This window comes from Arthrobacter sp. FW306-05-C (genome assembly GCF_021801725.1).
GTDB lineage: Bacteria > Actinomycetota > Actinomycetes > Actinomycetales > Micrococcaceae > Arthrobacter.
Genome location: NZ_CP084556.1, coordinates 101689 through 120443, shown reverse-complemented (window position 1 = coordinate 120443; position 18755 = coordinate 101689). Strand labels below are relative to the sequence as shown.

The 18755-nt window shown below is 66.9% G+C and carries 14 protein-coding genes; 9 read left to right on the top strand and 5 right to left on the bottom strand.

The genetic code is table 11. The annotated features are described in order from the left end of the window. Positions 1–250 precede the first annotated feature (250 nt). The 9 genes from LFT44_RS00575 (at position 251) to LFT44_RS00535 (ending at position 10298) form a co-directional block, all read left to right on the top strand. Positions 251–2401 carry an amylo-alpha-1,6-glucosidase gene (locus LFT44_RS00575; protein ID WP_236800487.1) on the top strand — a complete coding sequence of 717 codons (2151 nt, stop codon included), beginning with the start codon at positions 251–253 and terminating at the stop codon, positions 2399–2401. Between the two features lie 108 nt (positions 2402–2509). Then, positions 2510–3562 (top strand): D-2-hydroxyacid dehydrogenase, encoded by a 1053-nt coding sequence (locus tag LFT44_RS00570; RefSeq protein WP_236800486.1) that lies wholly within the window; start codon positions 2510–2512, stop codon positions 3560–3562. A gap of 12 nt (positions 3563–3574) precedes the next feature. Next, positions 3575–4312, top strand: coding sequence for a fumarylacetoacetate hydrolase family protein (locus LFT44_RS00565; protein ID WP_236800485.1), 738 nt, complete (start codon positions 3575–3577; stop codon positions 4310–4312). Positions 4313–4398: 86 nt separating this feature from the next. Beyond that, complete coding sequence (locus LFT44_RS00560; protein WP_236800484.1) at positions 4399–5196, top strand: IclR family transcriptional regulator; 798 nt, start codon at positions 4399–4401, stop codon at positions 5194–5196. A gap of 156 nt (positions 5197–5352) precedes the next feature. Continuing rightward, the gene (locus tag LFT44_RS00555; RefSeq protein WP_236800483.1) at positions 5353–6702 is read left to right on the top strand and encodes an MFS transporter; all 1350 of its coding nucleotides are present in this window, start codon (positions 5353–5355) and stop codon (positions 6700–6702) included. A gap of 71 nt (positions 6703–6773) precedes the next feature. Beyond that, positions 6774–7628: an NAD(P)-dependent oxidoreductase gene (locus tag LFT44_RS00550; protein WP_236802976.1), complete on the top strand. Its 855-nt coding sequence runs from the start codon at positions 6774–6776 to the stop codon at positions 7626–7628. A 58-nt stretch (positions 7629–7686) separates the two neighbouring features. Beyond that, on the top strand, positions 7687–8463 hold the full coding sequence (locus tag LFT44_RS00545) for an SDR family oxidoreductase (protein ID WP_236800482.1): 777 nt from the start codon (positions 7687–7689) through the stop codon (positions 8461–8463). A gap of 1 nt (position 8464) precedes the next feature. After that, on the top strand, positions 8465–9523 hold the full coding sequence (locus LFT44_RS00540) for an L-idonate 5-dehydrogenase (RefSeq protein WP_236800481.1): 1059 nt from the start codon (positions 8465–8467) through the stop codon (positions 9521–9523). A gap of 139 nt (positions 9524–9662) precedes the next feature. After that, positions 9663–10298, top strand: a complete 636-nt coding sequence (locus LFT44_RS00535) for an ANTAR domain-containing protein (RefSeq protein ID WP_236800480.1) — start codon at positions 9663–9665, stop codon at positions 10296–10298. Between the two features lie 20 nt (positions 10299–10318). Here the strand turns inward: LFT44_RS00535 and LFT44_RS00530 are convergent, their stop codons facing one another. From LFT44_RS00530 to LFT44_RS00510, 5 genes are all read right to left on the bottom strand, one after another. After that, a complete protein-coding gene (locus LFT44_RS00530; protein ID WP_236800479.1) occupies positions 10319–11206 on the bottom strand; it encodes a helix-turn-helix transcriptional regulator in 888 nt (295 codons plus the stop codon). A 30-nt stretch (positions 11207–11236) separates the two neighbouring features. Continuing rightward, positions 11237–13576, bottom strand: coding sequence for a beta-galactosidase (locus LFT44_RS00525; RefSeq protein WP_236800478.1), 2340 nt, complete (start codon positions 13574–13576; stop codon positions 11237–11239). A gap of 12 nt (positions 13577–13588) precedes the next feature. Continuing rightward, entirely contained in the window at positions 13589–14908 is a 1320-nt protein-coding gene (locus LFT44_RS00520; protein ID WP_236800477.1) for a cellulase-like family protein, read from the bottom strand. Then, entirely contained in the window at positions 14905–18231 is a 3327-nt protein-coding gene (locus tag LFT44_RS00515) for a DUF5107 domain-containing protein (RefSeq protein ID WP_236800476.1), read from the bottom strand. Before LFT44_RS00515 ends, LFT44_RS00520 begins: the two co-directional genes overlap by 4 nt. A gap of 121 nt (positions 18232–18352) precedes the next feature. Then, a complete protein-coding gene (locus LFT44_RS00510) occupies positions 18353–18742 on the bottom strand; it encodes a CBU_0592 family membrane protein (protein ID WP_236800475.1) in 390 nt (129 codons plus the stop codon). Between the last annotated feature and the right edge of the window lie 13 nt (positions 18743–18755).

The window sequence follows — 18755 nt, the reverse complement described above, 5'->3', positions numbered from 1 at the left end:
CCCTTTTCATCAGCGACGCACCCCTGTCCCCGACGAACAGCCAAAAGGTCCAACAGCGCAAAATGTAGTGCCTCGGTTCTGTCGTCGGAAATGTTATCGACGAGATGGCCCCGGGTTCCAAAATCCCGGCATGGGACTCTGGCGGCCAAACCGCAGCAAGCGTAGCGTCGAGCAGAGAGCCGCCATGGTCAAGAAACAGGGGCCCGATGGCCCCTGGCCAGCGGTTGTCGAGTTCCCAAGGAGACAGGTAATGGCGGGGTGGAACGCTGATACGGCAGCCGGACCTTTAGGGGCCGGAACTGTCACCCTGGTGGAAGGTTCGTCCTTCTGCATCTCCATGCCCAACGGAGATATCAATCCAGCGCATCCCCATGGCCTGTTCGTCCAGGACACCCGTTATGTTTCCAAATGGGCCCTGACAGTGAACGGGCTGCCGCTGGAGCCGCTCACTGCCGAGCTTAAGGAACCCTACCGGGCGCTTTTCGCCTGCCGTATTCCGCGTTCTGACGGCTATGCGGACAGCCCCCTGATCGTGGAACGGCTGCGTGAGGTGGGTGAAGGCATCCGGGAACAAGTCACCATCCGCAATTTCTCCCTTGAACCCATCGAATGCACTCTGCAGCTGGTGGTTGGCTCGGACTTCGCTGACCTCTTCGAAGTCAAGGAAGCCAGGATCCAGAGGCAATGGGAAGAGCTCCGGCACGCTGACGCGGGCATGCTGGCGATCCGTGGCAGGTGGAAGGACGTCCAAAAGGACATCGCATTCAATGCTCCCGGTGCGGACGTGACGCCGGAAACCATCACATACCGGACCATCGTCCAGCCAAGGTCGGAATGGTCCACACTTATCAGCGCCGTACCGGCCACCGGGAAGTCAGGTCCGGCAAGCTTCAGCCACTCGGGGGGCGGGCTGTCCCCAAGTGACCGGCGCCGCCGGGAGTGGGTGGCAAGGATCCCGATGCTGCGGATGGGAAACCCGGCTATCGAGCGCACCCTCCGTCGCAGCTATGACGATCTGGGCGCTCTCCGGATCGAGGACCCGAACCATCCGGACCGGGTGGTGGTGGCAGCCGGGGCGCCATGGTTCATGACCATCTTCGGCCGCGATTCGCTCTGGGCCTCAGAGATGGCGCTTCCGGTCGACCCCTCCCTTGCACTGGGCACCCTGCAAACCCTTGCCGACCGCCAGGGAAGCGTGGTTGATCCAGTAAGTGAAGAGGAACCGGGGAAGATCCTCCACGAAGTCCGGCTGGATGTCTCCAGTGGGCTGTCACTCGGAGGAAAATCCACGTACTACGGCAGCGTGGACGCCACCCCTTTGTTCGTCGACGTTCTGGGCGCTGTCAGCCGCTGGGGCTTCGCAAAGGAAACCATCAACGCCCTGCTGCCCCACGCGGACCGCGCCCTGGACTGGATCCGCGACTTCGGCGACAAGGACGGTGACGGGTTCGTCGAATACCAGCGGCTCAACCCCAACGGGCTGGTCAACCAGGGGTGGAAGGACTCGTGGGACGGGATCAATTTCGCGGACGGACGGCTGGCCGAACCTCCCATCGCGCTGTGCGAAGTCCAGGCATATGTCTACGCTGCATACCTGGCCAGGGCCTGGATGGCATACGACGACGGCGATGATGGGCTCGGAGCCGCATATGCGGACCGCGCAGCGGTCCTGAAGAAGCGGTTCAACGAGGAGTTCTGGATCCCGGAGCGGGGCTATTACGCCATTGCCCTCGACGGTCACAAGCAAAAGGTCGACGCGTGCGCCTCCAACATGGGCCACTGTCTGTGGCTGGGCCTGGTGGACGACGACAAAGCTGCGGAAGTGGCCGGGCACCTGATGTCACCCGAAATGTTCAGCGGCTGGGGCGTCCGCACGCTGGCAAGCAACATGGGCGCCTATAACCCTGCCAGCTACCACAACGGCTCAGTATGGCCCCACGACAACGCCATCATCCAGGCAGGCCTGGTCCGCTACGGGTTCGTGGAAGAAGCGCAGCGGATCTCCACCGCGCTGCTGGAGGCAGCTGAATTTTCCGGTGGCCGGCTACCGGAGCTTTTTTGCGGGTTCAGCCGCGATCAATTTGCCGAACCCGTCCCCTACCCCACCGCCTGCTCGCCCCAGGCATGGGCGGCGACCTCGCCGATCCTGCTGCTGACCAGCCTGATGCGCTACGACGCCCATGTTTCCCGCGGCGGAGTCTGGATGGACCCGGTGCTGCCAAAATCCTACGGCGACCTGCAGATCACCAATGCACCGCTGGCTGGCGGACGCGTCACGATCAACATCAGGGACTCTGTCCCCAGCATGGACGGGCTTCCGGAGGGCATGGCGTTCCACCGCGGCCACCGCCCCTGGATTACCGAACTCGTAGAACAAGCCGACCACCGCAGCAAGAGCTGACCAGGCCGCGAGGTCAACCCTGAAGGAAGTCCTATTTCACGAACCGGGCCCCTGAACACCGGCCCATGCAGGGACATTTTTTCGAACGCCGTCCACTATACTGAACTCATGACTTCACGTAAGACCGTGGCCATCGCCGTCCCGCTCGAAGCTGAGCTCGTGGAACGGATCCGTGCCGTTGACCCGTCCATCACCGTCCTCTACGAACCGGACCTCCTGCCTCCCGAACGTTTCCCGGCGGACCATGCCGGTGATCCCGCCTTCAAGCGCAGCGAGGAGCAGGAGGAATGCTACTGGGCCATGCTCAACAGCGCCGAAGTGCTGTACGGCTTCCCCAACGAGAGCCCTGCGGGGCTGGCCCGGATCGCACGCGAAAATCCAAAGCTGCAATGGGTCCACGCCATGGCGGCGGGGGCGGGCGGGGCCGTCAAGGCTTCGGGTCTAAGCCAGGACCTCCTGCAGAAGTTCAAGATCACGACCTCGGCCGGAGTGCACGCCCTTCCCCTCGCGGAATTCGCAGCGATGGGAATCCTGAACGGCTTCAAGCGGAGCGCGGAACTCGCGCAGGACCAGTCGGCAAAGGTCTGGCCCGAACTCCGGGTCCCCACCCGGCTGGTCAACGGATCCAACCTGGTCATTACCGGCCTGGGTGAGATCGGACTGGAAACCGCCCGGATAGCCAAAGCGCTCGGCATGAAGGTCAGCGGCACCAAACGGACCGTTGAACCCATTGACGGCATCGACGAAGTGACAGACAACGAAGGCCTGCCGGGCCTCCTGGCCGCGGCAGACGCCGTCGTCAATACACTGCCCGGGACCGCCTACACGGAGAAACTGTTCAACCGTGAACTGTTCGCCGCCATGAAGCCCGGAACCACCTTCGTCAACGTGGGCCGCGGAACCGTGGTGGATGAGGAGGCGCTGCTGGAGGCGCTGGACAACGGCCAGGTGGGCTACGCGTGCCTGGACGTCTTCGCCGTGGAACCGCTGCCGCAGGACAGCCCCCTCTGGAACCACCCGAAGGTCATGGTCTCGCCGCACACTTCCGCGCTCAGCGCGGCGGAGAACAGGCTGATCACCGAGCGGTTCTGCAGCAACCTCCGGACGTTCCTGGACGGCGGGGATCTCCCCCACCTCGTGGACACCGTGCATTTCTACTAAGCCGGAGCACCCATGCGTATCGCCAGAATCAATACAGCAGCAGGTGCCCAGCATGCCGTCGAACGGGACGGCACGTGGCACCACGTCAGCGACCCCTTCGAGGCCCCCCTTTGCTACACGGGGGACGCCACTCCACACGAAGAGGCCGTATTCCTCGCCCCGGTGGCACCCGCCGTCGTCATCGGCATTGGCCATAACCGGACCCTGAATGACCATCCCCTGCCCATTCAGGCATGGCACAAGTCCGTCCACACGGTGGCGAGCCCCGAGGATGCCATTGTGGCGGCCCGCGATCGCGGCATCGTCCATGCGGAGGGTGAACTCGCCGTCGTGATTGGCAAAACGGCCACGGACCTCACAGCGGAGAACGCCCTGGAGCACGTCCTGGGCTACACCTGCGTCAACGACGTCACCAACGTGGACCAGAACGCCGTGGACGAGCGGAACTTCCAGGGCAAGGCCGGCGTCAACTACACCCCCCTTGGCCCCTGGATAGAGACTGAACTCCCGGACCCCGAGCAGGCGGCCATCGACGTCCACGTCAACGGCACCGCAAGGGCCAGGTCCGGCACGTTCAACCTGCCCTCCAGCGTGGTCGAGTGCCTCACCTACGTCACGTCCTGGCTGACCCTTGAACCGGGTGACGTCGTGATGACGGGGGCACCCGGCACCGCCGTTCCCGTGGAACCCGGCGACCGGGTAGACATCGTGGTGGAAGGCATCGGCACGTTGAGCAGCACCGTAGCCTGACGTCGGCGGCGGCCTCGACGCCTTTATGATGGATAGCGTTCAGTTGACTGAACGCTCAGCCATCGTCCGGCGACCTAAGGAGAATCATGGTCGATTCCCATACCCCCGCTTCATCCGAAAAGCCGGGAGCCTCCTCACCGGCACCGGCAGTCACCCGGGCAGCAGCCGTACTGGACGCCCTCGCTGCCTCGGCTACCGGACGGCTGACCCTGAGCGACCTCTCGCGCGAGGTGGGAATTCCCAAGTCCTCCACCTCCAACCTCCTGCTGGCCCTGGAGGAAGCACGCCTGATCAGCAGACAGGGTGCGGAGTTCACCCTGGGCCGCAAGCTAGTGGAGCTCGGCGCGGCCTACCTTGGCCGCATGGATGAGGTGCAGGAGTTCTACCGCTACTGCGAACAGGCCTCCGTCCTCTCCCGCGAGACGGTCCGGATCGCCATGCTGGACGGCGCGAACGTGATTTACCTTGCCCGATACGAAGGCCATCCCGCCGTACGGCTCACGTCCAATATCGGCGACAAGATGCCCGTTTCCCTCTGCGCAGTGGGCAAGGCGCTGATCGCCCGGCTCAACTGGCATGACATCGAGGAGATGTTCCCGGACGACGCCGAACTCCCCGTCCTCACCCCCAAATCCCTGCGCACTGGCGCGGAACTGAAGGCACAGCTGAAGGAGATCCGCGAGCAGGGCTTCGCCTTCGAAGATGAGGAATCGACCACCGGGGTGGTGTGCCTCGCCGTCTCCGTCCCCACCCGCGGCGCCCACGGTCCCAGCCTTGGGCTCTCCGTCACGGCACTCAAGGCCACCTACACCCCCGAGCAGGGATCCCAGATGGTCAAGGAACTGCAGGAACTGGCCCACTCCCTGGGCAACCCCATGGGATAGGCGCGGCCCGCCCCCGCCTAACCCCTTCGCAAAACTGAAAACTATTGCCAGCCGTTCAGGATGCTGTATTGTGTTCAGCATAGTGACCGGCACAACAGGTGTTGTCGCTATCCCACCAGGCCAACGGGGGCCTGGAGTGCATTAGAGGGAGTTTTCGTGACAACTCGTACTAACTCACCGCAGGCCATCACGGACGGCGCCGTCGTCGATCCGGACCAGCTGCGAAGGGCAACACTTGCCAGCTCCGTAGGCTCCGCCTTGGAGTACTACGACTTCTACATCTACGGCCTTGCCTCGGCCCTGATCTTCGGACCGCTGTTCTTTGCCCCGCTTGGGGAGAGCGGAGCGGTCATCGCCTCCTTCGCCACCTACGGCGTCGGGTTCGCCGCCCGGCCGTTCGGCGGCGTGGTGTTCGGCCATATCGGCGACCGGTTCGGCCGCAAGATGGTGCTGATCCTGACCATCGGCCTGATGGGCCTGTCCAGCTGCGCCATCGGCCTGCTGCCCACCTTTGACCAGGCGGGAATGCTGGGCGCAGTGCTCCTGGTGACGCTGCGCATCCTGCAGGGCCTGGGCGCCGGCTCCGAGCAGGCAGGCGCCACCACCCTCATCTCGGAGGTGGCCCCGCGCCGCCGTCGCGGTTTCTTTGCTTCCCTGCCCTTCGTGGGCATCCAGCTGGGCACCCTCCTGGGCGCAGGCACCTTCGCCCTCATGGCGCTGGCTGACAAGGAAGTCCTGCACGGCTGGCTGTGGCGCGTTCCCTTCCTGGCAAGCATCATCCTGATTGCGATCGCGGTGTTCATCAGGCTGCGGCTCAAGGAGACCCCGGTCTTCCAGGAACTCGAAAAGCACAAGGCCGTGGTGAAGAACCCGGTGGGCCAGATCTGGAAGCACTCGAAGAAAAACGTACTGATCGGCATCGGCCTGCGGATGGGCGAAAACGGCAACTCGTCCATCTACTCTGCCCTGTTGGTCTCCTTTATCAGCATGCCGGCGGGGGTCTTTGCCGGGGACAAGTTCATCGGCCCCACGGGCCTGCTGATTGCCGCCGGCTTCGCCGCGGTGCTGGTGGTTGCCTTCGGCGCCCTGTCCGACCGCTACGGCCGGGTTCCCGTTTACCGCTACGGCGCGCTCTTCCAGGCCGTCATCGCCCTGCCCGCGTTTTACCTGGTCACACTCGGCAACGTCGCCCTGGTCTGGGTGGTCATGGTGGTGGGCATCGCCCTCGGCGTGCAGGCCATGCTCGGCCCGCAGTGCGCGCTGCTGCCCGAACTCTTCGGTTCCCAGCACCGCTTCACCGGCGTGGCCCTCAGCCGTGAACTCTCCGCGGTACTCGCCGGCGGCTTCGCCCCGATGATCGGCGTGGCACTGCTGGCCGCCACCAACCACTCCTGGCTCGTTCCGGCGCTTTATTCGCTGGTCCTGGCAGCAATCTCCTTCGTCACTACGTTCTTCACCCCGGAGACAAACGGCCGTGACCTGGTGCTCGTGGAGGATGCCAGGTGAGCAGCGGCACCACCGTGCCCGCCCCGGCGGATCCTGCGCCCAAGCGTGCAGGGTTCGTCGGGCTGGGACTCATGGGTGCCCCCATGGCGGCCAACCTGCTCAAGGCAGGCTGGCAGGTCAAGGGATGGAACCGCTCCCCCGGTGCCGTCCGGGCGCTCGAGGGGCTGGGCGGGACCGGCGTGGACAGCGTCACGGACCTGCGTGATGAACCCGTCCTTATCTTCATGCTCCCCGACCTTCCATTCATCGAAGAGGCCGCGGCGGGGCTTCTTGAGGCGTGGCGGGAGGTGCCGCCCGCCCCTGGAACGCTCGTAGTGGTTATGAGCAGCGTGTCGCCGGTTGGTGTGCGGGCTTTCGCCAGCACTGTTGCGGACGCGAGTAATGGAAACGCCTCCGTGCTCGACGCGCCGGTCAGCGGCGGCACGGACGGCGCGCGGCGGGGAACCCTCGCCATCATGACGGGCGGATCGGAGCAGGACTTCCGCCGGATCCTGCCGGCCCTGGAAGCCATGGGCTCGTCAGTCCGCCTGCTCGGGGACCTGGGCGCGGGATCGCTGGCCAAGGCATGCAACCAGCTGATCGTAGGAACCACGACGGCGGCACTCGCCGAGGCTGCCGAACTCGCCGATCGTTCCGGAATGGACGTCCACGCCCTCTTTGAGGTCCTGTCCGGCGGCCTGGCAGCCAGCCGGGTGCTGGAGCTCGTGGGCCCCCGGCTGGCGGCAAAGGACTACACTCCGACGGGGCCCGCGAAGTTCATGTACAAGGACCTCTCCTTTGTCCTCGAAAGCGCCGGCACTGCCGGCACGGCCGCTCCCATGGCTTCGGCCGGCGTCAACCTCTACGCGGAGGTGGTGGCCCAAGGCCTGGGCGACCTGGACCTGGCCGCGGTGCGGCAGGCCATCGCCACTATGGGCACCGCGTAAAGTGCCACTGACCACCACCACGTAATCCCGCAGCGCACATCGAGAAGAGGCCCCCTCCATGGACCACGCATCACCATTCGACCTGACCGGACGGACGGCCCTGGTCACCGGATCAAGCAGGGGCATCGGGAAGGCTTTGGCCGCGGGCCTCGCGCAGGCCGGTGCCACGGTCGTACTCCACGGACTGGACGCGGCACGCCTGGAAGCCAGCCGCAAGGAACTGGCAGCCATCTTCGGTGACGACAAGGTGGGCGCGGTCTCTTTCGACATCACAGCCGAAGGCCAAGTGGCGGCGGGGGTAGCCGAGGCCGAGGCAACCTTCGGCGCGCTCGACATCCTGGTGAACAACGCCGGCATCCAGCACCGGGTGCCCTTGCTGGAACTGGAAGTGGCGGACTGGAACCGGGTGCTCGCCACCGACCTCACCAGCGCCTTCCTGGTGGGCCGCGAGGTGGCCCGCCGGATGCTGGAGCGCAAGCGCGGGAAGATCATCAACATCGGCTCGGTCCAGTCGGACCTGGCCCGGCCAACCATCGGCGCCTACACGGCCGCCAAGGGCGGGCTCCGCAACCTGACCCGGGCCATGACGGCCGAATGGGCCTCCCAGGGTCTGCAAATCAACGGCATCGCCCCGGGCTACATCCACACCGAAATGACCCAGGTCCTGGTCGATGACGAGGCCTTCAACTCATGGATCCTCGGCAGGACACCGGCCGGCCGCTGGGGAACCGTGGAGGACCTGGCCGGGCCTGTCACCTGGCTGGCCTCGGACGCCTCCAACTACGTGAACGGCCAAACAATCTTTGTCGACGGCGGAATGACGACGGTGGTCTGACATGGCAACGGCAACAAGCAGCGCACTGTCAGGACAGGCCATCGTGGTCCATGGCGTCAACGACCTCCGGATCGAAACCGTCGAACAGGCCGCCCCCCGGCCGCACGAAGCCGTGGTGGACATCGCCTACGGCGGCATCTGCGGATCGGACCTGCACTACTGGCTGCACGGGGCAGCCGGTGAATCGATCCTGCGCGCACCCCTGGTGCTGGGCCACGAAGTGGTGGGCACAGTTGTCCAGGCCGCGGCGGACGGCTCCGGCCCCGCCGTCGGCACCAACGTCGCCGTTCACCCTGCCACCCCGGGCGGAACGGGCGTCCGGTACCCGCAAGACCGGCCCAACCTTTCGCCGGGCTGCACCTACCTGGGCAGCGCCGCGCGCTACCCGCACACCCAGGGCGCCTTCAGCCGCTATTCAGTCCTGCCCGCCAGGATGCTCCGGCCGCTCCCCAGGGGCCTGGACCTGCGCGCCGCCGCCCTCACCGAACCGGCCAGCGTCGCGTGGCATGCCGTCGCCCAGGCCGGCGACCTTGCCGGCAAACGCGTCCTGGTGATCGGCAGCGGTCCCATCGGCAGCCTCGTCGTGGCCGTTGCCAAGCGGGCGGGCGCCACGGAGATCATCGCCGTCGACATGCATGAGGAGCCCTTGAAGATCGCGACGGCGGTGGGCGCCACCGGGACCATCCTCGCCACCGACACAGACGCCATCGCAGCCGTGGAGGCCGACGTGGTGCTGGAATCTTCAGGCAACCACCGCGGCCTGGCGTCGGCGCTTCGCGGCGCCATGCGCGGCGGCCGCGTGGTCATGGTGGGGCTCCTGCCCAGCGGCGACCAGCCCGTCCCGATCTCCCTGGCCATCACCCGCGAACTCCAACTGGTGGGCTCGTTCCGCTTCAATGCTGAGATTGACGACGTCCTGGCCGCCATGGCCGACGGATCCCTGTACGTGGAGCCGGTGGTCACCCACGAATTCCCATCCACCCGGGCACTTGAAGCCTTCGAGGTTGCCAAAGACCCCACCAGGTCCGGCAAGGTGCTGATTTCGTTCCGCACCGGGTAAAGCCACCACGGAATCACGTGGCCGGTGAACCTGGCTGCGCCGGGACTGGACACCTAACTGGCATTCCAATTGCTATATTCTGGTGTTTTCGCGCCGGGCAGGGGGTAGCCCGCGTACCGCACGTAGGAATGGCCCTTTATTGACAGCCAGCAGCAAGGATCCAGGACCCGTGCAGGGGAGGGTCCACCAAAACGACTTCCTCGACTGCCCCACCGGCCTTGTCGAGTACTACTTCGAGGACGGCATCTTCCGCTGGTCTGACGGGCTGTACCGCATGTACGGGTATGAGCGGGGCGAGGTGGTCCCCTCCATGGACATGGTTATGCCCCATCTCGAGCCCGAAGACCGCCCAAGGGTCCAGGCGTATTGGGAGCACGTGTCCAAGAACGGCGGGCCGTCATCCATCTATGTGTCCATCCGGGACCGCAAGGACCGGCAGCACAAACTGCTTTACTCTGCCGACTACATCCTGGACGGAACCACCCCCATCGGTGTCTGGGGCGTAATCGTGGACCTGACCACGTCAATCCATTCGGACCGGCACCAACTCGCCACGGAGGCGGTGGCCGCGTCCGCCGTGAACCGGGCGGTCATTGAGCAGGCCAAGGGCATCCTGATGGGGCGCACCGGCATCACGGCCGACGAGGCCTACGGGCTCATGAGCCAACTGAGCCAGGATACGAACCGCAAGGTGTACGCGATCGCGCAGGAGATCGTCGAACGCACCACCGTCGGGGCCGGCAAACAGGGCAACCAGGACCATCCCCTGCTCTAGCTGCAGGACTGGAAGATGAACTACCCCTTCCGCTCCGCCCGGTAGACACTGGGGCTGACCCCGTGCAGGCGCCGGAACTGGCGGGAAAAGTAGAACTGGTCCTGCAGGCCCACTTCCCGGCCCACCTGCGCAATGGTCAGGTCGGTCGTATCCAGCAGATGCCGTGCGCGCGCCATCTTCAGGGCTGTGTGATGGGCCAGCACTCCCCCGCCGGTCGCCTCGCGGAACAGCTTGCTGAGGTGCGACGACGACACCCCCACCAGCGCGGCAAGCTCGGGCAGCCGGATGGTCCCGTCCGCCCGTTCCTCCAGGTAGTTCATCGCCTGCTGCAGCGGTGTCCCCTTCTCAGGGACGCGACGGTCCACCGCCAGCGTGGCCAGCAGCTTCCACGCCATGCCCGCCGTAACCACCAGCCGCGCCGGTGACTGGTCCTTCTCCAGTGCCGTGATGATCTCATCCAGCATGGCCGTCAAACGGTCCACGGCCAGCAGCGGGATGATGGGTCCATCGGGGCGTATCCCGGCCTCCGTAACCAGCTCGGGGACATCGCTGCCCCGCACGTGGCACCACCAGATCGTCCATGGATCATGTGTCGCGGCACCGTATGCATGTGCCTGGCCGGTTCCGCCGGGAAGCACCACGGCGGTTCCCTTGCCTACGTCGGTCCGGGTACCGGCGGTTTCCACCCAGCCCCGTCCGGCCACGCAGAGGATAATGATGGTTTCCTCGGCACCCCCCGGACGGTAGCGTCCATGGTCCTCCGCGGCCGGGAAGACGCCGGCGTCCGTGACCACGAGGTGCCGGGTGATGGGACGGGCAAGCGCCTCACGGACCAGCGGACGTGGCACCACCACCAGCCGCTGGTTGGCGAACCCGTGTGCCCGCTCCACATCCGCTCCCTCCGTCACGAAACGTCCATCCTATGCCGGAGGGGCGCCTCAGGCTCGGGCTTCCCGCCATTCAGTCCAGTGCACCATCTGCACGCTGTCCAGGGCGAGCAGGTCCCCGTCCACGGCATCCCTTCGGAGCTGGGCCGGTGCGGGCACGCCCACCTTGGCTGCCTTGGGCAGCGGCAGGACCTGAAGGACGACGTCGGAACCTGGCTGGATGCCCACGTCACTGGTTTCGAGGATCCACGGGGAGCCGTCCCAGAAGCGGTCCGCCACCACCCTTCCGTCCACCACAAGGCGGGCGACGTCGCCCGCCCAGGCCACCTCCAACTCAGCCAGACCTCCCCCGGTGGTGGGTCCCGCCGTCGGAAGTTCCAGCCGATACGCCGCTGCGAAGTGGCTGACGGCTTCATCGTCCGGGACTCCGGCCCGGCCCGCCAGTGAGCCGAAGGACGCAGGAACGGCCTGCGCGGAGCGGACAAGCTCCACCGGCACCGCCTGGGTTGCGGGCTCCAGTCCCTCCGTTTCGACGGCCACGTCCTCAAAGCAGCCAGGCTCCGGGGAGTACCGCCGGACTGGCGGCGTTCCCCCAGACCTTCCAGACAGCCGGCCTCCGGCATCCAGCCAGACTGGATCTGCGGACAGAACCAGCTCCCGGCCGCACGAGGTATCCAGGACCCAGGCTTGGTCCGCCAATGCGGCGGGCAGCACCAATATTGCCAAGGAACCTGTGGGGGTAGCCGCAGCCAGCGTCACCGGAGCAGAGGCAGCAACCACATAGGCGTCGCCCCCAAGCGCAGTTGCGGGGCCCTCCAGCACCGTCCCCTCGTGGAAACACAGCTGGGGCTCGATGCCCTCTTCGGCTGCAAGGACCAGGGTGGCCGAACCGTCGGCATCGAGAACGGTCAACGGCGTTGCCGTGGCCCACAGCAGCCGCACACCCCCAACTTCCAGGTTCACCGGCCACGCCGCGATGGTGCCGGCGGGAACGTCCACGGGCGCGGCAGGAAACGTCACCGTCTCCACGTCGAGGTCCAGCCGGAACTGCGCACCGGAATATTCCGGAAGGGGCATATGCGGCTGGTGCCAGGTGATGAAGACAAATCCGGAGTTCCCATCGGAGCGAAGGGCCCAGCGGAGGGTCGCCGAATCCTCCACCCCGGAGGGCACCCGGCCCGGCAGCGTGGAGGGCATCGGCGCCAGAAGCTCTCCGAACGCGGCCAGGAACGCGTGCTGCCGGCGCAGCAGCCCGAAACTCTGCGCCAGCCGGCCCGAGGCGCCGATCGGAGCGTGGAAGTCGTAGTCGAATGCCGGAAGATCGTTGGGGTAACCCGTCGCCTGCGATTCCTGCAGCTCCGGCCCCGGGTTCATGCCGCCGGCGAACATGTAGTAGCCCTGCCAACTGGAGCCGCTGCCGATCTTGTTGTTCGCCACCGCCGCCACATCCTTGCCCGAAGGCCAGGGCCGGCGCTGGTACGCAGTAGCCATGCCGCCGGTCAGCTCGCAGGTGGCAGGCGGGTAGAGTTCGGATGGCGAGCGCGGAGCGGAAGCCTCCGCCCCGGAAAAATGCTCGCGCAGATCCGCGCCGATGCCGGGATCGTCCCACTGGTGGCTGAAGAGGTAGTGCTGTCTGAAGGTGGGGTCCCAGGGAGCGTCGGCGTCCACCCAGAACCCGTCGCCGTAGCCCCCGAAGACCGGCAGCACCTCCTCCAAGGGAAGATCGGCACCGCCCCATGCAGTCGCCGTCCAGATCGGGGCAGTGATCCCCGACGCACGCGCCAGCCTCTTCAGCTCGGTGATATGCCCGGGCTGGTCGTACAGCTCGTTCTCCAGCTGGATGCCGATCACGTTGCTGCCCGGCCCGGTCAACCCGTTCAACTGGGCACCAATGAGGTTGAACCAGCGCTCTACCAGTGCCAAGTACGCGGGATCGTTGGTGCGGTGCCCGACGTCGGCGGCCTGCACCCAGTCCGGAAACCCGCCGTTGCGGGCCTCGCCGTGGGCCCAAGGCCCGATGCGCAGGACGACGTCCAGGTCCAGGGCCGCGCACAGCCGGACGAAGGCAGCGACGTCCAGGTTGCCGTCAAACCGTGGCTCCCCCTGCACCGGCTCGTGGTGGATCCAGAAAATGTAGCAGGCCACCACGGTGATGCCGCCGGCCTTCATCAGCCGGAGTCGGTCCTCCCAGCGGTTCCGGGGAAGCCTGCTGAAGTGGATCTCGCCCGACACCGGAATGTACGGGCCGCCGTCGCGCTCCAGATAGTGGCTGGTAAGCCGCCAGCGGTTGTGCACGTCCTCGGTATTGCTCATGGCAGGCAGTTGCCGCCGCCCGGCGAAACGCCGGTGGACGGCAGTCAGCAGCTCAAGGGCGGTGTGTTGGCCAGTCAATGCGGGAGTCCTTCAGTTCGCAGGGGCGGTAAGTATCAGCTTGTTGACGCGGCGTTGCCACGCCTCGTCGGCCCACAGGGGATGGTGGGGAGCCGCGTTGGAGCAGGGCACCATACCCCATACGCCATGGTCCAGGGCTGTGCGGATGCCGTGCTCGGCCAGGTCCCGCCCCACCGGCCCCTCCTCGAACGTGCCCAGGAGCGGGGTGTACCCGATCCAGCCCTCACCCACCAGGGCGGGCACGTTTTTCCACCGCGCCCAGGCGGCGATGGCGATGACGCGGGACTCGATCTCGCGCCGCATCACCTCCCGGTAGGGACCGTAGTTGTTGTACAGCCAGGTGTCCCACGCGTCCGGGTCGATCCAGTCGTAGCCGTAAAACATCTGGTCGGTCACCACGGTGGCGCGGTATTTCCAGGCGGCGAGGCGGCCGTAGTCCGGAAAAGGAGGTGCGTCGGCCCGCAGCAGCGCACGCAGTGCCGGGTTGGGGAAGCCGTCGGTCCCCTCGGACCGAATGTCGATCTGCTGCTGCAGCGCGTCCAGCACGCCATAGCTGTAGACATGGAACTGCGCTGCACCCAGGCCGTCGGTCACCGTGTGCATGGCCAGGTGCGGGGGTTTTCCGTAGCTGGCCGTCACCAGCAGGTCGGGATGCAGCCGGCGCAGGCGCTGCACCTGCTCGCTGCCGCCGTCGGCCAGGGCCGGCAGGATGGAAAAATCCACCTCGTTGTGCAGTTCCACGAGGGCGATGCTGTCCCGGTGCCCGGCGTCGGAGACCGCCCGGATCAACCGGTCCCAGGCGTCGGCCAGGACCCCGTACCGGTCCGCCAGCGGGACGGCATCGATGGCTTCGAACCACTGCGGCGACGCGGCAAACACCGGCGACTGCTGGTACTCCCAGCTGGCCAGGACCACCACCAGGCCGTGCCGTTGGGCGGCGTCGAACAGGTCCAGCAGCCGCTGCCGCAGGTTCAGCCGGTAACCGCCCGGGGCGTCATACCAGCGGGTCCCGCGGCCGTAGATTCCGCCGTCGGGCGCCGTGCCCAGTCCCTCGATCTCCAGATCCTCCGCCAGCGCGTCCAGGCCCAGGCCTCCGAAGAGCAGCAACGGCACGGCGCAGATGCGGATGGCGTTGTACCCGAGCTCCGCTGCCTTGGCACACGCCTTGTCCAGGTCCGCGTACGGCCCGCCGTCCTCGGCGCGGGTGTACCAGGAGAAGTCCCAGAGCGAGATGGCCAGGCGTGAGGGAACGTGCGACGGCGGCGCCCCGGTCAGGCTGCGCGTGTCACCTTCCAGGGTCCCGGACCCGAGGTATCGCGGTTCTTCAGTCACAGGGAGACCTCTTCCTTCGTTGACAAGCGTCCTGCCAGCCGGCCGCGCCTGGCCAGTTCCCGAAGCGAGGCCGCCGCAGCGCCACGCGACGCAGCGGTATCAGTGGTGAACAGCAAAAGCTCCGGCAGCGAGGTGGCGAAATAGTCGGCTTGCGCGGGCGCCGCCTCCAGTTCGGCTGCCCGGTTTTCCAGGCTGTCCCAGATCCGGTCCGCTTCCTGGCGCCTCCCCAGACGGATGAAAGCCACACCCCTCCAGTAGTCGGCCGGCCCGGCCGGACCCCGATCCACGGCCAACGCATTCCCCCCGCCGCAGGCTGCAGCCCAGGCCTCCCTCGCAGCCACGCCGCCACCCGACCGTTCCAGCGCATCGCCCAGCGCCACGAGCCGTTCAGCCATGCTGTCCCCCGGATGCCGCCCCTCGCCCAGGTTCGCCGGTGCTGCGATGCCCTCGCGCAGCAGGGTGATTGCCGCCGTCGGCTCCTGCTCCATTAACGTCCGCGCCTGCTGGACCGCGGCCCGGTCGTAGGCGGCGAGCGCCAGCCCCTCGCCGCCTTCAAAGGGCTGGAAGGTGCGCGAGGCCAGGAGTGCCAGGGCGTCCTGGGCGCGTCCGACGTCGGTCAACAGGTTGGCGTAGAGGACGGCGAGATCATCACGGGCCAGGACGGCGGGCCCCTGCTGTTCGATGTCCGCGATACGCTGCTCGGCAGGCAGGCCGCGCAGCCCCGACAGCACGGCCCGTTCAAAGACAAGCCGGGCGTCCCCCGGACTGAGGTTTAAAGCCCGCGCAAGGCAGCTGTCGGCAGTGGCGGGGTCGCCGCCGGTGTTGGTCACAGCCAGGGCGCTGTTCCGCCACACCACAGGGTCTGTGCTGCCGTGTGCCATGGCCTGCTCCAGGTGGCCCAGAGCGTCGGCGGTCCGCCCGCTGTCCAGCAGCCAGCAGCCCAGGAGTCCGTGGGCCACGTGGTCGCGCGGGTCGGCTTCGAGGGCGCGGAGCAGCGCGTCATAGTCATCCAGGCCGTAGGGGAAGGCGTAGCACGAGTCCGCGCACCGGGCCTTCGTGCGCTCGGCAGCCGCGGCCCGGAAATCCAGGAGTTCCTCCAACCAACAGGCACGCAGATAGTGGCGGAGCGGACCGGGGTTGCCGAACGCCGGGTAGTCCGCGGCTTCGGCTTCGGCTTCGGTCAGGTCCAGGGCACGCTGCCACTGCCCCGCCCGGGCCAGCCAGCAGGCCACAGTCAGCCCGGTCTTCGGATCCGCCACGTCCAGGGCCCCCGCGAGCGCCAGGGCCACGGGATCCAGCGGGTCGGCGGCCACGATGTCCTGCAGCAACTGCCCACTCTCCGTCCTGCACCCCAGCTGTTCCAGCGCCAGGTACCGGAGGTGCCGTGCTTCGGGGCTGGTGGTTTCCAGGGACGATGCGGCGTCAGCGTGCTGCAGGGCACGGGCTGGGTCTTCGCCGCGCAGGGCCAGCCGGGCCAGCGCAAGCTGCGCCGGATGTGCCCATGCCCTGTCCCAGGCAGCCTTCCCAAACCGTTCCCGGGCTTCGTCCATGAGGCCAAGGCGTTCCAGGACGAGGCCCAGCCGGTAGCTGGCCTCCCCGCTGGGCGGGTTAAGGTTCCGCCGGGTCAGTCGTGCCAGTGCATTCGCCAGCAGGTCCCGCGCCTGGCCGTAGCGGCCTTCCCGGTACCTGGCTGCGCTCAAGGCGATGGACGCGCGGGAGTCCAACGGATCCCGGCGGATCATCTCCTCGAAGTAGGGCAACGGCGACCGTGTGGGGTGCCGGTTTTGCGCCAGGTGGGTTGCGGTGACAAACAGCTCGTCCTGGCTTTCCATATCCCGCGGCTGCGCGGGTTCGGTGGCCACCGAGGGCCCGGCCGCATTATCGACGGGCTCCCGGGGCGTCCAGGTAATGAGTTCGCGCCCGGCATCGAGGACCTGGAGCGTCAAGTCCGTTGCCCTGGCCGGCGAGGGCAGGTCAAAGGTGGCGGTAAACGGATGCGCTGGCGAGAGAAGGACAGTCCAGCTCCGGACCGTTTCGCCGGAGCACTTCAGGACAACGGCCGCATGTTCCCTGGGGGTGGTGCCGGAGACGCCAACGGTGGCGGTCCTGCCGGAACCGTCCAGGGAAAGCGCGACGGCGGCGTCCAGGTTCGCCTGGTGCGCTGGCCCCATCTGCCGGATGGGGTACCAGTACTGGCTGAAGGTGCGCGTCTCGCCCGGGGCGAGGTAGCTGAAGTCCGGCTGGTTGTCCGTGAAGACGCCGGCCATCAGCTCAACGTACGGGCCGTCGTCGTCCGTTAAATGCCCGTCCCATGCCTGGCCCACCGGACCGTTGCCCCACGTCCACTGCTTCTTGCCGGGCGCGATGCTGCGGTCCGCCCAATGGACGAACCCGGCATCCGCCTGGTGGTCGTAACCGCCGAAGAAGCTGTCCGCCGTGTCCGTAACCATGTAGGAGGTGGGGACGGGGATGTTGGCGTAGAAGTCGAGCCGGTCCGCGTCCGGCCGGCCCTCGGCAGGGCTGCTTGCGGCGGCCAGCGCGGGATAGTCCACGCCGTAATAGGGCCGGTCAGCGCGCGGAAAAGCGGTGATGGCCCGGCGGGCGTGGTCCGCCACGTACCGGACGTCGGTGGGAAAGAAAGACTGGTAGCTGTCATGCGCCCGCGCGGCCACGTTGGCCCACCAGAGGAAGGTCTGCGGCTCATCGGTCCGGTTATGCAGCCGCGCATCGACCTCGATGAGTGAACTGCCGGGCCGGAGCCGGACGCCGTGGGTGCCCCGCATCCGCTGCAGCGGGTCCAGGTCGCTGTGCCAGACGGTCACGTCACCGTTGCCGGCGCGCTCAACGGCCGTTTCCACCGGCAGGAACGTGGCGGGCCGGTGGTGCTGCGGCCAGTTGAACTCCACCCCGCCGGAGATCCACGGCCCGGCCAGGCCCACCAGCCCGGGCTTGATCACGTTGTTCCGGTAAAAGAAGTCGTAGCCGGTGGTCTTGTCGTAGCCGACGTGGATGCGGCCCCCGATCTCCGGGAGCAGCATCAGGCGGACGTACTCATTCTCCAGGTGGATGGCCTGCCACAGCCTGGGCTGTTTCACCGCCTCGATGCTGTCGATGAACGGCATCGGATATACCTTGCCGCTGGATCCCTGGTAGACGCGCCGGTCCAGGAACAGCGGATATCTGTCCGGCTTACCGGGTGCGTAAGTGTCGATCCATACCGGCTCGCTCCAGCAGGCCACGCCGCCTGCCGCCAGGAGGTCCTGCTGGCCAGCGGGGGCGTCGGGCAGGAGGATCATGCTGGGGTTTTGGGGGTCGCTGGTCACCCCTCAAGGCTATGGAGCCCTGGAACCGGTTCCCATGGCAAAAACGATCAGCTATATGGACGATCGTGTACCACGCGGGAGTGGACGCCGGCGATTCCCGCGGCGCCTGTCCGCCGGATTGCTACAGAGCCAGGCGCGGCCCGTCCGCCACTACCGGCGCCGAGGACACCACAGGCAGGGCGTCGGTGAGGGCCTCGACAATGGCCATCTGGCCTGTGGAGTCCGGAACGCCCGGGTACTGGACATGGGCAGCTTCCGCAGGCTCGGCGGCCGCCTCCTCCGAGCGCATCCGGACCAGCGCCACCGCGGAGATGAGGAACCACGCAACGTTAGTGACCACGGACGGCCAGGCGCTGTGCAGGGTGCCGTTGATGATGAAAGCCACGGAACCGAAGAGGTTCGCTGTCTGGAAGCCCTTCCCTGCCTTCAGCCAGCCCATGGAAACGGCGAGGTACGCACTGAGAATCGCAACCGCGCCTGCCCAGCCGGCGATTTCCCACAGCAGATTCATGGCGTCCTTTCAA

What these genes read in the sequence shown, in the direction of transcription:
- LFT44_RS00575 (WP_236800487.1), top strand. Translation starts at nt 251, where the DNA reads ATGGCGGGGTGGAACGCTGATACGGCAGCCGGACCTTTAGGGGCCGGA.
- LFT44_RS00570 (WP_236800486.1), top strand. Translation starts at nt 2,510, where the DNA reads ATGACTTCACGTAAGACCGTGGCCATCGCCGTCCCGCTCGAAGCTGAG.
- LFT44_RS00565 (WP_236800485.1), top strand. Translation starts at nt 3,575, where the DNA reads ATGCGTATCGCCAGAATCAATACAGCAGCAGGTGCCCAGCATGCCGTC.
- LFT44_RS00560 (WP_236800484.1), top strand. Translation starts at nt 4,399, where the DNA reads ATGGTCGATTCCCATACCCCCGCTTCATCCGAAAAGCCGGGAGCCTCC.
- LFT44_RS00550 (WP_236802976.1), top strand. Translation starts at nt 6,774, where the DNA reads ATGGGTGCCCCCATGGCGGCCAACCTGCTCAAGGCAGGCTGGCAGGTC.
- LFT44_RS00545 (WP_236800482.1), top strand. Translation starts at nt 7,687, where the DNA reads ATGGACCACGCATCACCATTCGACCTGACCGGACGGACGGCCCTGGTC.
- LFT44_RS00540 (WP_236800481.1), top strand. Translation starts at nt 8,465, where the DNA reads ATGGCAACGGCAACAAGCAGCGCACTGTCAGGACAGGCCATCGTGGTC.
- LFT44_RS00510 (WP_236800475.1), bottom strand. Translation starts at nt 18,742, where the DNA reads ATGAATCTGCTGTGGGAAATCGCCGGCTGGGCAGGCGCGGTTGCGATT.